The sequence below is a fragment of the Nocardiopsis flavescens genome, assembly GCF_900141985.1.
Taxonomy (GTDB): Bacteria; Actinomycetota; Actinomycetes; order Streptosporangiales; family Streptosporangiaceae; genus Nocardiopsis; species Nocardiopsis flavescens.
In genome coordinates, this window is the sequence record NZ_FQZK01000001.1 from 290724 (window position 1) to 304503 (window position 13780).

General features: G+C 75.3%; 15 protein-coding genes. 5 read left to right on the plus strand and 10 right to left on the minus strand.

Annotated elements, in window-relative coordinates; genetic code table 11:
* Window positions 1-28 precede the first annotated feature (28 nt).
* Window positions 29-319 (minus strand): 4a-hydroxytetrahydrobiopterin dehydratase, encoded by a 291-nt coding sequence (locus tag BUE45_RS01465; RefSeq protein WP_073375249.1) that lies wholly within the window; start codon window positions 317-319, stop codon window positions 29-31.
* 387 nt (window positions 320-706) lie between these two features.
* Between BUE45_RS01465 and BUE45_RS01470 the strand changes: the two genes are divergently transcribed.
* The 4 genes from BUE45_RS01470 to BUE45_RS01485 are packed head-to-tail and all read left to right on the plus strand — an operon-like array spanning window position 707 to window position 4292.
* Entirely contained in the window at window positions 707-2920 is a 2214-nt protein-coding gene (locus tag BUE45_RS01470) for a sensor histidine kinase (protein ID WP_073374105.1), read from the plus strand.
* Window positions 2917-3342, plus strand: coding sequence for a roadblock/LC7 domain-containing protein (locus tag BUE45_RS01475; RefSeq protein ID WP_073374107.1), 426 nt, complete (start codon window positions 2917-2919; stop codon window positions 3340-3342). Before BUE45_RS01470 ends, BUE45_RS01475 begins: the two co-directional genes overlap by 4 nt.
* On the plus strand, window positions 3339-3689 hold the full coding sequence (locus BUE45_RS01480; RefSeq protein ID WP_245832699.1) for a DUF742 domain-containing protein: 351 nt from the start codon (window positions 3339-3341) through the stop codon (window positions 3687-3689). Before BUE45_RS01475 ends, BUE45_RS01480 begins: the two co-directional genes overlap by 4 nt.
* Window positions 3690-3713: 24 nt before the next feature.
* Window positions 3714-4292: a GTP-binding protein gene (locus BUE45_RS01485; RefSeq protein WP_073374109.1), complete on the plus strand. Its 579-nt coding sequence runs from the start codon at window positions 3714-3716 to the stop codon at window positions 4290-4292.
* A gap of 42 nt (window positions 4293-4334) precedes the next feature.
* Here BUE45_RS01485 and BUE45_RS01490 read toward each other — a convergent pair whose 3' ends face one another.
* The 3 genes from BUE45_RS01490 to BUE45_RS01500 are packed head-to-tail and all read right to left on the minus strand — an operon-like array spanning window position 4335 to window position 7298.
* The gene (locus tag BUE45_RS01490) at window positions 4335-5144 is read right to left on the minus strand and encodes an ABC transporter ATP-binding protein (protein WP_073374111.1); all 810 of its coding nucleotides are present in this window, start codon (window positions 5142-5144) and stop codon (window positions 4335-4337) included.
* 37 nt (window positions 5145-5181) lie between these two features.
* Complete coding sequence (locus tag BUE45_RS01495) at window positions 5182-6267, minus strand: FecCD family ABC transporter permease (RefSeq protein WP_073374113.1); 1086 nt, start codon at window positions 6265-6267, stop codon at window positions 5182-5184.
* Window positions 6264-7298 (minus strand): FecCD family ABC transporter permease, encoded by a 1035-nt coding sequence (locus BUE45_RS01500; RefSeq protein WP_073375254.1) that lies wholly within the window; start codon window positions 7296-7298, stop codon window positions 6264-6266. Before BUE45_RS01500 ends, BUE45_RS01495 begins: the two co-directional genes overlap by 4 nt.
* 135 nt (window positions 7299-7433) lie before the next feature.
* On the opposite strand from BUE45_RS01500, the gene BUE45_RS01505 reads away from it, so the two are divergent.
* Entirely contained in the window at window positions 7434-8480 is a 1047-nt protein-coding gene (locus BUE45_RS01505) for an iron-siderophore ABC transporter substrate-binding protein (protein ID WP_084736753.1), read from the plus strand.
* A gap of 53 nt (window positions 8481-8533) precedes the next feature.
* Here the strand turns inward: BUE45_RS01505 and BUE45_RS01510 are convergent, their stop codons facing one another.
* The 6 genes from BUE45_RS01510 to BUE45_RS01535 all read right to left on the minus strand — a co-directional run bounded on the left by BUE45_RS01510 (window position 8534) and on the right by BUE45_RS01535 (window position 13741).
* Window positions 8534-8797 carry a LapA family protein gene (locus BUE45_RS01510; protein WP_073374115.1) on the minus strand — a complete coding sequence of 88 codons (264 nt, stop codon included), beginning with the start codon at window positions 8795-8797 and terminating at the stop codon, window positions 8534-8536.
* A gap of 92 nt (window positions 8798-8889) precedes the next feature.
* Window positions 8890-9804: an SPFH domain-containing protein gene (locus BUE45_RS01515; RefSeq protein WP_073375259.1), complete on the minus strand. Its 915-nt coding sequence runs from the start codon at window positions 9802-9804 to the stop codon at window positions 8890-8892.
* An 84-nt stretch (window positions 9805-9888) separates the two neighbouring features.
* On the minus strand, window positions 9889-10656 hold the full coding sequence (locus BUE45_RS01520; protein ID WP_073374117.1) for a sulfite exporter TauE/SafE family protein: 768 nt from the start codon (window positions 10654-10656) through the stop codon (window positions 9889-9891).
* A 176-nt stretch (window positions 10657-10832) separates the two neighbouring features.
* Window positions 10833-11468, minus strand: coding sequence for an alpha/beta hydrolase (locus tag BUE45_RS01525; protein ID WP_073374119.1), 636 nt, complete (start codon window positions 11466-11468; stop codon window positions 10833-10835).
* Window positions 11465-12415, minus strand: coding sequence for a ring-cleaving dioxygenase (locus BUE45_RS01530; RefSeq protein WP_073374121.1), 951 nt, complete (start codon window positions 12413-12415; stop codon window positions 11465-11467). The genes BUE45_RS01525 and BUE45_RS01530 overlap by 4 nt, the downstream gene beginning before the upstream one ends.
* Window positions 12416-12448: 33 nt before the next feature.
* Window positions 12449-13741 (minus strand): MFS transporter, encoded by a 1293-nt coding sequence (locus BUE45_RS01535; protein ID WP_073374123.1) that lies wholly within the window; start codon window positions 13739-13741, stop codon window positions 12449-12451.
* Window positions 13742-13780 lie beyond the last annotated feature (39 nt).

Below are 13780 nucleotides of genomic sequence, written 5' to 3' on the forward strand. Positions count from 1 at the left end.
CTCCCGGCGCCCGGGCCCCGGCCCGCGCTCAGCCCTGCGGCACCAGCTCGTCGATCCGCGCCGCCAGTGCCATGTCCTTCTCCGTCACCGCGCCCTCGGAGTGCGTGGCCAGGGCCAGGTGCACGGTGTCGTAGCGGATGTCGATGTCGGGGTGGTGCCCCGCCTGCTCCGCCGCCTGGGCGACGGTGTTCACCAGGGAGACGGCCTCCGGGAAGCCGACCAGGCGCAGGGTGCGCCGCAGCACGGGCCCCTCCGGGTCCAGTTCCCACCCGTCCAGGCGGGTCAGGCCGTCACGGATCTGTTCCTCGGTGAGCTTCACGGTCTCTCCCACGGTCGTGTCCTGCGGTGCACGCCGCCCCTACCCGGCGCGGACCGCACCGAACCCCGGGGGAAGACCGGTGGAACCAGGTGATGAGTGTGCGGCGGAGCCGCACTCCTTCGTGTTTTGGGATTGTGTTGTGATGTCTTTCTTATCCGAGACCGCCACCTTGACGACGTAGATTTATTGTACTTTGCGTGATTATGAGAGCACGCGCCACGAGAACCCCCACTTCTGTTACCAACCTGAGCCCCTGCCCCTGACCAGCCATGACACCCCTCCCCGGCCCTGATCCCGCCGCCCGCCCCTTGCACTCTCCCCCGGCGACCGGCTTCACTCAGGGAATCCGGCACCCATCCCCCTGCCACCGGCCCCGGAAGCGAGCCCATGCCCCCTGTGAAGCGCCGTTCGCTCCGCGCCCGCATGATCACCCTGGTGCTCCTGCCCAGTAGCGTCCTGCTCCTGGTGTGGTCGCTGTTCACCGCTCCCCTGGTGGGCGACATCCGCGAGCTGCGCACCGAGGCCGACCTGGGCCGCGAGGTCGGCATGGCCGTGTCCCAGGTCATCTACTCCCTCCAGCGCGAGCGCCTGGCCACCGCCGAGTCCGCGGGCGGCGCCGAGAGCTCCGAGCGCGCCCTGGCGGGGGCCCGTGAGGCCACCGGGACCGCCGTCGCCGACCTGGGCGAGGCCCTGGACGGCTTCGACCCCGACGCCCTGCCCGTCCAGGCCCTGGACCTGCGGCGCGGCGTCGAGGGACTGGCCCACCACCGCGACATCGTCGACGCCCTGCCGCCGCACCGGCGCGAGCTGGAGCAGACCACCGCCGCCTACGACGAGATGGTCGAGCAGGGCCTGCGCTTCTGGGACGCCCGCGTCGAGCACGCCGACCCCGCCCAGATCCCCCGCCTGCGCTCGCTGACCTCCCTCATGCGCGTCCGCGAGCTCCTGGCCCTGCAGAACACCGTCTTCACCCACGCGGTGGCCACCGACACCTTCACCCCCGCGGCCCACACCGAGTTCGTGGCCGCCGCCGGCGCCCACCGGCACGCCTGGGACCGCATCGGCGCCGAACTCGCCCCCGAGGACGCCCGCACCTACCGCCTGCTGGAGTCCTACGACTCCCTCCAGCGCGTGCACGACCTCCAGGACGAGGTCATCGCCGCGCCCCAGCACACCCGCCCCCCGGTCAACACCACCGCCTGGCAGGGCGCCGCCGAGGCCTCCGACCAGCGCATGCGCGCCGTGGAGCACGAGCAGCTCGGCCTGCTGGCCTCCTACGGCGACACCCGCGCCGCCGACCTGGCCCGCACCGCCCTGCTGACGAGCCTGCCCGTCCTGGCCATCGCCCTGGCCTCCGCGGCGGTCGCGATCGCCGGCGCCGTCCGCATGGGCCGCCGCCTGCACCTGCTGCGCACCACCACCCTGGAGCACGCCCGGGTCCACCTCCCCCGCCTCACCGCCCGGCTGCGCGCCGGGGAGGAGGTCGAGCCCGAGCCGGAGCCGCTGCCCCGCACCGGCGGCGACGAGATCACCGACGTCGCCGACGCCTTCGACGACGCCCGCCGCGCCGCCGTGGCGGCGGCGGTCCAGGAGGCGCGGCTGCGCGCCGGGGTGCGCGCCATGTTCGGCACCATCGCCCGCCGCACCCAGTCCCTGGTCCACCGCCAGCTGGCCGTCCTGGACCGGCTGGAGCGCGACGAGACCGACCCCGACACCCTGGCCTCGCTGTTCCGTGTGGACCACTTCAGCGCCCGGCTGCGCCGCAACGCCGAGAACCTCATGCTGCTCAGCGGCGGCGCCCCGGCGCGGTACCCCCGCTCCCCCATGAGGCTGCACGAGGTGGTCCGGGCCGCCGCCGGGGAGATCGAGGACTACACCCGCGTCCAGCCGCGCGACCTGCCCGCGGTGGCGCTGCGCGGCGACGTCGCCGCCGACACCGCCCGGCTGCTGGCCGAGCTGCTGGAGAACGCCACCGCGTTCTCCCCGCCCACCACCGAGGTCGCGGTCCGGGCCTTCGCGGACGGCGGGGGCTGCCGCATCGAGGTCGCCGACCTGGGCCTGGGCATGGGGGAGGCCGCCCTGGAGGAGGCCAACGCACTGCTGGCCGACCCGCCCCGGTTCGACGTGGGCGGGCTGGTGGAGGACTCCCCCCTGGGCCTGTTCGTGGTCGCCACGCTGGCCGCCCGCCACGGGCTGGCGGTGGAGCTGTCCGCGGGCCCCGGCGGCGGTGTGCTCGCCGCGGTGCGCGTGCCCGCCGACGCCCTGGCCGACCCCGAGCCCGCCCCCGCTCCCCCGCCGGCAGCGGCCCTCCCCGCTCCCGTGCCGACTCCCGTGCCGGCTGTGAGCCTCCCCGCGGCCACCGCTCCCCCCGTCCCCGCCGCGGTCGCCGCCGGTCCCGGACCGGACACCGACGCCGACCACTACATGGGACTCCCCCGCCGCCGGCGGCGCGCCGTCGACCCGGCACCCGGTCCCGCCTCCACCGAGGAGGACCACCGCTCCCCCGAACGGATCCGTTCGATGATGAGCGCCTTCCAGTCCGGAACCCTGCGCGCCCGCGCGGACGGTCCGGAACCGGACGGCGACCCCGAGGAAGGATGACGACGATGTCCGCGCAGGCCGAGGAGAACGAGACCGGCACCCTGGACTGGCTGCTGGCCGACCTGGTCGAGAAGATCGCGCACGCCCGCAGCGCACTGCTGCTGTCCGCCGACGGGCTGCCGCTGGCGGCCTCCCCCGGGGTGGACCGCGAGCAGGGCGAGCGGCTGGCCGCCATCGCCTCGGGGTTCGCCTCCCTGGCCCGGGGCGCCCGCGCGCCGCTGGGCGCCTCCAGGGTGCACCAGACGGTGGTCGAGCTGGACACCGTGTTCTTCTTCGTGGTCGACGCCGGCCAGGGCGCCTCCCTGGCGCTGGCCGCCGGGACCGAGTGCGACATGGGCCAGGCCGCCTTCGAGATCAACCGGCTGGTCCGCCGGGTCGGCCCCCACCTGGCCGCGCTGCCGCGCCGGGGCGGACGCGGGTGATCCCGCACGGCCACGCCGGGGACCCGGACCTGATCCGGCCCTACGCGCTGACCGGGGGCCGCACCCGCCCCTCCCGGTCGGACCTGACGCTGACCACCTCCGTGGTGGCGGTGGCCGGGGTGGTCGACGAGGACCCGGAGGCCCTGGAGATCCACGCCCTGTGCGCCCGACCGGTGACGGTGGCCGAGGTGGCCTCCCGGTCGGGACTGCCCCTGGGGGTGGTCCGGGTCCTGCTGGCGGATCTGGTGGACCGCGGACACGTGCTGACCCGCACTCCCGAGCGGAGGCGGGACCGTCCCGACGAGGCGACGCTGCGCGCCGTGCTGGCGCGCGTCAAGGAACTTTGAGGCCCTGTGAACGGAACGACGACGATGGACGGACCGGGAGTGTTCGGGCCTGCGCCCGACACGCTCAAGATCGTGGTGGCCGGGGGATTCGGCGCCGGCAAGACCACCCTGGTGTCGGCGCTGAGCGAGGTCGAGGCGCTGCACACCGAGGAGGAGATGACCATCGCCGGGACCGGCGTGGACCATCTGGAGGGCGTGGAGGGCAAGACCACCACCACGGTCGCCCTGGACTTCGGGCGCATCACCCTGGACCCCACCACGGTGGTGTACCTCTTCGGAACCCCGGGGCAGCGGCGCTTCTCCCACATGTGGGAGGAGCTGGTGGAGGGGGCGCTGGGCGCGGTGGTGCTGGCCGACACGCGCCGCCTCACCGACTGCTTCGACGTCATCGACTTCTTCGAGGCGCGGCGGGTGCCGTTCGTGGTGGCGGTGAACTGCTTCGACGGGCACCGCTCCCACCGCGCGGAGGACGTGCGGGTGGCGCTGGACGTGGCCGACCCGGTCCCGGTCCTGCTGTGCGACGCCCGCGACCGCGACTCCGTCAAGGAGGTCGTGGTGGAGCTGGTCGAGCTGGTGCTGCGCCTGGAGCTGTCGGGCGCCTGAACGGCCGGTCGGGGGCGCTCCGCAAGGCGCCCCCGACCGGGGTCAGGACCCGGTACGGCGCCGGTCCACCGGCACGATCAGGGGCGTGTGCGTCTCGGGGTCGGGGATGATCCGCACGGGCAGCCCGAACACGTGCTCCACCAGCTCGGCGGTGACGATCTCGGCGGGCTCGCCCTCGGCGACGATCGCCCCCTCCTTCATCACGATCAGGTGGGAGGCGTAGCGGCAGGCGTGGTTGAGGTCGTGCAGCACCGCGACCAGGGTGTGCCCTCCCCGGTCGTGCAGCTGCGCGCACAGGTCCAGCATGTCCATCTGGTGGGCGATGTCCAGGTAGGTCGTGGGCTCGTCCAGGAGCAGCAGCGGCGTCTGCTGGGCCAGCACCATCGCCAGCCAGACCCGCTGGCGCTGGCCGCCCGACAGCTCGTCCACGGACCGGTCGGCCAGCTCGGCGACGCCGGTGGACTCCATCGCCTCGGCCACCACCCGCTCGTCGTCCCTGGACCACTGGCGCAGGAACCCCTGGTGGGGGAAGCGCCCGCGGGCCACCAGGTCGGCCACGCCGATCCCGTCGGGGGCGATGGAGGTCTGGGGCAGCAGGCCCAGCCGCCGCGCCACCTCCTTGGCCGGGTAGGAGGAGATCACCTGGCCGTCGAGCAGCACCCGCCCCCCGGCGGGCTTGAGGGTCCGCGACAGGGCGCGCAGCAGCGTGGACTTGCCGCAGGCGTTGGGCCCCACGATGACGGTGAACGAGTTGTCGGGGATGGCGACGGCGAGGTCGCGGGAGATGACGCGCTGCTCGTAGGCGAGCGTCAGCTCCTGTCCGCTGAGGCGGTCGGTGCGGTGGACGGTCATGTTCTTCCTCGGAGGATGGTGCGCGGGTCGGGCGGGCTCAGGCCCGGCCGCGCCGCCACTCGGTGTACAGGAGCCAGATGAGGTAGCTGCCGCCGATGACGGCGGTGACGACGCCGACGGGGAGCTGGGTGGGGGCCAGGGCGCGCAGCGCCACGAGGTCGGCCACCGCCAGCAGCGCCGCGCCCATGAGCGCCGCGCCGACGAAGGTGGTGCCGCCGGTGCGGGTGAGGCGCCGGGCCAGCTGCGGGGCGGCCAGCGCGACGAACCCGATGGGGCCCGAGACCGCGATCGCGGCGCCGGTCAGGGCGCTGGCGGCGGCCAGCGCCCCCACCTGGACGGCCTGGGTGTCCACGCCCAGGGCGCGGGCGGTGTCGTCGCCCAGCTCCATGAAGCGGAGCCGCGCGCCCAGGTACAGCAGGACGGGCCCCAGCAGGGCCAGGGACACCCCGACCGCGACCACCTCGGGCCAGCCGCGGGCGTTGAGGCTGCCGATCATCCAGATCTGGGCGCCCATGGCGTCGGTGAGGTCGGCGCGGGTCAGCAGGTAGTCGCGGACGGCGGTGAGCATCGCGGAGATGCCGATGCCGACCAGGACCAGCCGGTACCCGTGGACGCCGTTCTTCATGGCGAGGAGGTAGACGACGCCGGCGGTGAGCAGGCCGCCCGCGACGGCGCCCAGGGACACCATGAGCCGGCCGCCGCCCACCAGCAGGATGACCGCGACGGCGCCGGTGGCCGCGCCGCTGGTGAACCCGATGATGTCGGGGCTGCCCAGGGCGTTGCGGGACAGGCTCTGGAAGACCGCCCCGGCCAGGCCCAGGGCGGCGCCCACCCCCAGGGCCGTCAGCGCCCGCGGCAGGCGCACGCCCTGGACGAAGAACACGTCGAGGCGCTCGCCGACCCCGGCGATGGCGGCAGGCACCGCGGCCAGGGGGATCTCGTAGTCGCCCACCGACACCGACACGACCAGGGCGGCGGCGGAGACGACGAGCAGCACCAGCGCCACGAGGAGCGTGCGCGGGCGGACCAGGAGCGAGTAGCGCTCGCCCAGGCGCAGCACGAAGGAGCCGCGCGGGGTGGACCGGCCCCCGGTGCGGGGGCGCGGCGGGGTCAGGGTGCTCACAGGGCGGCCATCTTTCTGCTGCGGACCAGGGCGATGAACAGGGGGGCGCCGACGAACGCGGTGATGATGCCGACCTCCAGTTCGGCGCCGGGGACCACGACCCGGCCCGCGGTGTCCGCGGCGGTGAGCAGGATCGCGCCGAACACCGCGGAGTAGGGCAGCAGCCACCGCTGGTCGGGGCCGGTGACCAGGCGGGCCACGTGCGGGATGATCAGCCCCACGAACCAGATGGGGCCGGCCGAGGCGGTCGCCGACCCGCACAGCAGGATCACCGCGATCGCGGTCAGGGTGCGGATGGTCGGGATGCGCGCGCCCAGGGAGGCCGCCAGGTCGTCGCCCAGGGCGACGGCGTTGAGCGAGGGGCCCAGGAAGAGGGTGAGCACGACGCCGCCGACCAGGAACGGGGCGACCTGCCAGAAGATGTCCAGGTCGCGGCCGACCAGGGAGCCGACCTGCCAGAACCGGATGCGGTCGAACACGAAGTCGTTGAGGACGATCACGCCGAAGATCAGGCCCTGGAGGACGGCGGCGACGGCGGTGCCGGCCAGCGCCAGGCGCACCGGGGTGGCGCTGGCGGGCCCGCGCGAGCCCAGCATGTACACGGCGACGGAGGCCAGCGCGGCGCCCAGGAAGGCGGGCCAGATGAGCGCCGACCCGGAGGCGCCGAGCGCGAACACCGCGACGACGACCGCGGCGGCGGCGCCGGAGTTGACCCCCAGGATGCCCGGCTCGGCCAGGGGGTTGCGGGTGAGCGCCTGCATGAGGGCGCCGGCCAGGCCCAGCGCCGCGCCGACGAACACCCCGATGACCGTGCGCGGGACGCGCAGGGTGCGGATGACGTTGTGGTCGTAGGTCCCGTCGTAGTGGACCAGGGCCGCCCAGACGTCGGCGGCGGGGATGGGCTTGGCGCCGACGGTGATGCTGAGCAGGACGCACACCCCCAGGGCGCCCAGCGCGGCGAGCAGGCCGAGGGGCCGGACGATGCGCCGGGCGGGGCCGGGGGGTGCGAGGGCGGGCGCGCGCAGGGCCACGGCTTCCCCGTTCGTGGTGTAGGCGGTCGTGGGCGTCGCCCGGGTGTCCGGGCCGGTGGGGACCGTTCCCGCCACCGCGGGGCGACCAGGACAGGTTAGCCTTACCTAGGTCGTCTTCGCACGGAAGGGTCCCTCATGTTCCTCACCCGCCGCCCCCGGCACGACCGGCGTCCGACCCGGGCGCGCGTGCCCGGCGCAACGGTCACCCTAACGGCATCGGCGCTGGTCCTCGCCCTGGGGGTGGCCGGTTGCGCCTCCTCCGGGCCCGCCCCGGCCCCCGAGGGGGCCGCGACACGGACGGTGGAGGGGGTCGGCGGGAGCGTGGAGGTGCCCGCCGAGCCGGAGCGGATCGCCGTCCTGTGGCGTCCGACACTGGCCGCCGTGACCCTGCTCGGCCACCACCCGGTCGCCACCATGGGCACCCCCGGCGCGCCGGGGCAGGGGCTGGAGCCGTTCCTGCCCGGGGACGCCGACGGCGCCCTGCTGAACGTGGTCACCAACTCCCCCGCCGAGGACGACGTCAACCTGGAGGCGCTGGCCCTGGCCGAGCCCGACCTCATCCTGGGGGTGTCCACCCCCGCGGGGGCGCAGGACGCGATCGCGGCCGAGCTGTCGGCGATCGCGCCCACCGTCCTGCTGGAGTGGGAGGGCACCGGCTCCTGGCGCACCCACCTGCACGACGTGGCCGCGGTCCTGGGGCGGGAGGCCGAGGCCGAGCGGGCCGACGCCGGGTACGACGCGGCGGTGGCCCGGGCCGCGGAGGCGATCGGGGAGGCCGGGGTGGACCCGGGCACCGAGGTGTCCCTGGTGCGGCTCCAGAGCGGCACCGAGATCCGCCTGGAGACGGCGGCGTCCTTCCCGGGGCAGGTGATCGCCGACCTGGGGCTGGCCCGCCCCGAGGGGCAGGAGGAGCCCGAGGGCGACACCGACTTCATCCCGCTGTCGTACGAGAACCTGGACCGCGGCGACGGCGACGTGCTCTTCGTGCTGGCCGGGTCCGGGTTCCCCGACGCCCCGGACACGTTCTCCGACGGGGTGTGGGCCGACCTGGACGCGGTGCGCGCCGGGCGGGTCTACCGGGCCGACCACGACGTGTGGGGCGCGGCCAACCTGCACGCCGCCCACCGGGTCGTGGAGGAGGCGGCCGAGGCGCTGACCGGGCAGGCCGAACCAGCCCTGTAGGAACCGCGTGGGCCCCGGGGGGATCCCCCCGGGGCCCACGCGTTCGGCGGCGGTCAGCGGACCTTGCGGGAGGCCCGTCCGGTGCGGGTGCTCCCCGAGGGGCGCAGCAGCCAGCCGATGGCGCCGCCCGCCACCACGGCCGCCGTCAGCGTCGCCCACAGCGGGGCGGTCACGGTGATGAGCAGCAGGTTGATATCGGTGGGCTCGCGGTTCTGGACGATGAACACGATCACCCCGACCAGCAGGACGAGGGCCACCCACAGCTTCGGCGAGGCCAGCGGCCCGCGCTTGTCCTCCACCGCCGTCGGCTCGGTCATCGCTTCCCCCTCCGTCGGCGACCGGGTCATCGGAAGGGTGTTCCCGCCGGCGGGTCCGCGCACGGCCAAGGCGGGTCCCAGATTCGGTCGCGTCAGTTGCCGCCGCGCGGGCTCGGGTTGACGTTGACGCCGCTGCCGTAGGGGATCGGCAGGAAGTCGACCTTCCCGTCCTTGAGCGCCTGGTAGAGGATGTAGCCGTCGGGGCCGAGCACCTCGACCAGCGCCTCGATCGCCTCCAGCTCCTTGTCGACCCGCTCGTTCTCCTGCTCCTGGGCGGTGGTCATCTCCACCGCCTCCTGGGCCAGGGTGAGCGCGTTGCGGACCTCCTCGGGCGGGGTGGGCTGCTGGATGGTCAGCTGCGGGGTCCCGCAGGCGTCCTCGCCGCCGGTGTAGACGGGCGAGCAGAAGAACTCGCCGCCGCCCTGCTCGTCGATGTAGGCCGCGGTCAGGTCGCCGACCTTCTGCTCCCACTCGGCCTTGGCCTCGGCGCTGGTGTACAGGTCGCGCCAGGCGTACTCCTTGGTGGCGTCGTCCAGGGCCCGGTTGAGGGGCTGGCCGATGTAGTCGCGCAGCAGGTCCACCCAGCCGCCGTCCTCGTAGGCGGTGTACTTCAGGCCCAGCCGCTCGTGGAACTCCCGGAGCTGGTCGCAGTCGATGTTGAGGCTGAACGTCACCAGCCCGGTGACGGTGAGTTCGAGGTCGTCCTCGGACACGACCGTGGAGGCGCCCATCTCGGCCGCCTCGGCGCCGGAGAACTCGAAGGTCCGCTGTCCGGCGGGGTAGAGGTAGGCCTCGTCGCCGGGGCCGTGGTACTCGCGGTTGCCCGGCTGGATGCAGGTGTCGAAGGTCGTGGAGGAGAAGGGCCCGGCGTTGTACTCCAGGCCCGCCTGGTCGGGTCCGGCGTTGGCCGAGCAGGCGGTCAGCGCCAGCGCGGCGGCGGCCAGGGCCGCCGCGGTCCGGCGGCGGGGCCGGCGGGGGTTCGTCAGGGGGGTCCGGGGTGAGGGCATGAGCACACCGTCCGTCTCAAGAGGGGGATTCCTCCTCACCTCTCGGACGCCCGGCCGGGGCACGCGCCCTGCGGCCGGCGGCGGTCACAGGAAGATGTCCCAGGCCATGCGCAGCAGCAGGGCGGCGACGACCACCAGGAGCACCGCCCGGACGAACCCCGAGCCGCGGCGCAGCGCCATGCGCGCCCCCACCTGGGCGCCGATGACGGTGCACACCCCCAGCCCCAGGCCCAGCAGCCAGTCCACGTGCCCGCCGAGGGAGAACACGGCGAGGGCGCCCAGGTTGGTGCACACGTTGACGATCTTGGCGGCGGCCGAGGCGGAGACGAAGTCCATGCCCAGCACGGCGGTGAGGGAGATGATGAGGAAGACGCCGGTGCCCGGTCCGATGAGCCCGTCGTAGAAGCCCACGCCCAGGCCGGCCAGCGCGACGGCGGCCAGCATCCGGTTGCGGGTGCGCCGGGAGGGGTCGGCCGCCGCCCCCATGGCCGGGCGCAGGTACACCAGCAGCGCCACTCCGGCCAGGACGACCATGATGACGGGTTTGAGGACGTCGGTGGTGAGCGCGGTGGCCAGGGCGGCGCCGCCGCCGGCGCCCAGCAGGGCCAGGGCCGCGGTGGGCACCACCACGGCGCGGTCCACGGGCACCCGGCGGGCGTAGGCGACCGCGGCGGAGGCGGTGCCGAAGATCGCCCCGAGCTTGTTGGTGCCCAGCAGGGTGGCCAGCGGCGTGGTGGGCGCGGCGACCAGCAGGGCGGGCAGCAGGAGCAGACCTCCGCCGCCGACGACGGCGTCGACCCATCCGGCGGCGACGCCGGCCAGGAGCAGCAGGCCGAGGATCTCGGGGTCCACGGGTCACCGCCCCCGCAGGAGAGGGATGATCATGGGTTCTTTCCCAGCGGCGGGACGAAGAGGAGGAAACACGCGAAAAGGGGGATGCGCCACGAAGTGTAGCGGGGTGCGGGCGTCAGCAGACGCACCGCACCCCGCCCGTCGGCGACGCCCGGGTCCGGGGGCGCCGCCACGTCTCAGGGGGAGCCGTAGCGCCCGTCGAACCAGGCGCGGGCCCCCTCGACCACCCGGGGCGGCACCCCGTGGCCGCCGGGGTGCTCCAGGAACTCCACCCGCGCGCCCCGGCCGGCCAGGTGGTCGGCCAGCAGCCGGGCCTGGTCGGGGGTGCTGACCGGGTCGGCCGCCCCCGCGCCCAGGAACGCCGCCGTGCCCGACAGGTCGGCCCCGCCGGGTCCGCGCCCCTGGAGCGGGTACCCGGCGCCCAGCAGCACCGCCCCGTCCAGCAGGCCCGGGTGCAGGAACATCAGGGCGGCGGCGATGTTGGCGCCGTTGGAGAAGCCCGCCGCGACGACGGGGGCGTCCAGGCCGTGGTGCTCCAGGGCCGCGGGCAGCCACTCGGCCAGCTCGGCGGCGCGGGCGACGACGTCGTCGACGTCGAAGACGCCCTCGCGCAGCCGCCGGAACCAGCGGTTCATCCCGTTCTCGTCCACCTTGCCGCGCGGCGAGAGCAGGGCGGCGCCCGGTGCCAGGACGCGGCCCAGCGGGAGCAGGTCGTGCTCGTCGGCGCCGGTGCCGTGGAGCAGCAGCAGGGTGGGCGCCTGGGGCCGGCGGGCCGGCTCGACGAGGTGGACGAAGTCGGCGGCCCCGCTCACCGGTCCCCCTCCAGGGGCGGCAGGGCGGCGGCGATGGCCTCGCGGTCGGGCTCCAGCCACGGCGGGAGCCGCAGGGAGCGGCCCAGTTCGAGCAGGGGCTCGTCGTAGTCGAACCCGGGCCCGTCGGTGGCGATCTCCAGCAGCACGCCGCCGGGCTCGCGGAAGTAGATGGAGGTGAAGTAGTTGCGGTCGCGGACCTCGGTCACACCCACGCCTTGGGCGATGAGGTCCTCGCGCCAGGCGGCCTGGGAGGGGCCGTCGGGGGCGCGGTAGGCGACGTGGTGGACGGTCCCGGCGGCCACGTGGCCGCGCTCGGCCGCGGGGCGGGCGACCACGTCGACGATGGTGCCGACCGCCTCGCCCGCGGCGGCGGTGCGAAAGCGCGCGCGGTCGGCGGTCTCCTCCTCCAGACGGAAGCCCAGCCGGTCGACGAGCAGGGCGGCGGTGTCGTCCAGCCGGTTCTCGGTGAAGGTGACCGCGCGGATGCCGCGCACGGCGCGGTCGGCGGGGATGCCGCCGCCGTCCCAGGGGTCGGTGTCGTGGTGGTCGGTGGAGGCGGCCAGCTCGATGACCAGGCCGTCGGGGTCGCGCAGGGAGAGCACGTCCTCGGCGCCGCGCTCGGCGGGCCGGGTGAAGTCGACGTCCAGGGACCTCAGGTGCTCGGCCCACCAGCCCAGGGACCCCTCGGGCACCGAGAAGGTCGTGACGGTGGCCTGCCCGGCGCCCAGGCGCCCGCGCGGGGCCCCGGGCCAGGGGAAGAACGTCATGATGGTGCCAGGGCTGCCCGCCCGGTCGCCGTAGTAGAGGTGGTAGGTGGTGGGGTCGTCGAAGTTGACGGTGCGCTTGACCAGGCGCATCCCCAGGACGTTGCGGTAGAAGGCGGCGTTGGCCGCCGGGTCCGTGGCGATGGCGGTCACATGGTGGATCCCCGCCGGGCGTACGTCCATTCGGCACCTCTCTCGCGACCAGGTGGTTGAATCTTAAACCACTTTGGGCGGCTTCTCCCCCTCCCGCGCCGCCGCGCCGTCCCGCGGCGCGGCCGGGGAGCCCCCGGGACCGGTCGCCGGGGCGCGCCCCCGGGAGCGCAGGCCCAGCCCCGCCAGCGGCGCCGCCGCGCACAGGGCCGCGGCGAACGCCAGCGCCGCCCCCCACCCCCAGTGGTCGTAGAACACCCCGCCGACCCAGCCCAGCAGGCTCGCCCCGACGTAGTAGGCCAGCGTGTACACCGACGAGGCCTGCGCCCGGCCGCTCCCGGCCCGGCGGGCCGCCCAGGCCGAGGCGGTGGCGTGCGCGCAGAAGAACACGAACGTGAACACCACCAGGCCCGCCGCGACCACCGGCAGCCAGGGCGCGGCCAGCACCGCCGCCGCGGCGCCCATCACCGCGGCCGAGGCCGCCAGCACCCGGTAGGGGCCCCACCGGGCCCCGGCCCGCCCCGACCACGCCGACCCGGCCATCCCGGCGGTGTAGGCGACGAACAGCGACGACGCCACCGCCTGCGACAGGCCGAAGGGCTCCCCCGTGAGCCGGAAGCCCAGCAGGTTGTAGACCGTCATGAAGGCCCCCATGAGCAGCAGCGCCTGGGCGTACAGCGCGGCCATGCCCGGAGTGGCCAGCGCCGCCCGCCACCGGGCCCGGCCGCCGCCACCGCCGGAGCGGGCGGCGGGCGCGCCGCGGGACCGGCGGGGCAGCGCGCACACGAACACCAGCCAGGCCGCCGCCCCCACCGCCGTGGTCGCCGCCACCCCCCACTGCCAGCCGCCCGCGGCGGCCGCCCACCCCGAGACCAGGCGCCCGCCCATGCCGCCCAGCGGGTTCCCGGCGATGTACACGCCGATCGCCCGGGCGGCGTCGGCCGGGTGCAGCACCTCGGACAGGTGGGCCACCGCCGCCGCGGGCACCCCGCCCAGGGCGGCCCCCTGCACCGCGCGCAGGGCCACGAGCAGCCACAGGTCACCGGCGAAGGGCGCGGCGCACCCGACCAGGGTGGCCACCGCCAGGGAGGCCCCGATGACGCGCGTGCGGCCGAACCGGTCGCCCAGGCCGCTCCACACCAGGGCGAACCCGGCCAGCGCGCCGGTGGCCGCCGACACCGTCAGGGACACGCGCGCGGCCGACTCCCCCAGGTCCGCGGCCATCTCCGGCAGGACCGGCTGCACGGACCAGAGCTGGGCGAAGGTCGCCACCGCCACGGCCACCATGGCCACCACGGTCCGCCGGTACTCGGGCGACCCGGCCCGCGGCCGGTCGTCGAAGGGGTGCGCCGTCTCCATGCGCCCACGCTAGGAACCCGCGGACCCATACGTCCAATG

What these genes read in the sequence shown, in the direction of transcription:
- BUE45_RS01470 (WP_073374105.1), top strand. Translation starts at nt 707, where the DNA reads ATGCCCCCTGTGAAGCGCCGTTCGCTCCGCGCCCGCATGATCACCCTG.
- BUE45_RS01475 (WP_073374107.1), top strand. Translation starts at nt 2,917, where the DNA reads ATGACGACGATGTCCGCGCAGGCCGAGGAGAACGAGACCGGCACCCTG.
- BUE45_RS01485 (WP_073374109.1), top strand. Translation starts at nt 3,714, where the DNA reads ATGGACGGACCGGGAGTGTTCGGGCCTGCGCCCGACACGCTCAAGATC.
- BUE45_RS01490 (WP_073374111.1), bottom strand. Translation starts at nt 5,144, where the DNA reads ATGACCGTCCACCGCACCGACCGCCTCAGCGGACAGGAGCTGACGCTC.
- BUE45_RS01505 (WP_084736753.1), top strand. Translation starts at nt 7,434, where the DNA reads ATGTTCCTCACCCGCCGCCCCCGGCACGACCGGCGTCCGACCCGGGCG.
- BUE45_RS01510 (WP_073374115.1), bottom strand. Translation starts at nt 8,797, where the DNA reads ATGACCGAGCCGACGGCGGTGGAGGACAAGCGCGGGCCGCTGGCCTCG.
- BUE45_RS01515 (WP_073375259.1), bottom strand. Translation starts at nt 9,804, where the DNA reads ATGCCCTCACCCCGGACCCCCCTGACGAACCCCCGCCGGCCCCGCCGC.
- BUE45_RS01530 (WP_073374121.1), bottom strand. Translation starts at nt 12,415, where the DNA reads ATGGACGTACGCCCGGCGGGGATCCACCATGTGACCGCCATCGCCACG.
- BUE45_RS01535 (WP_073374123.1), bottom strand. Translation starts at nt 13,741, where the DNA reads ATGGAGACGGCGCACCCCTTCGACGACCGGCCGCGGGCCGGGTCGCCC.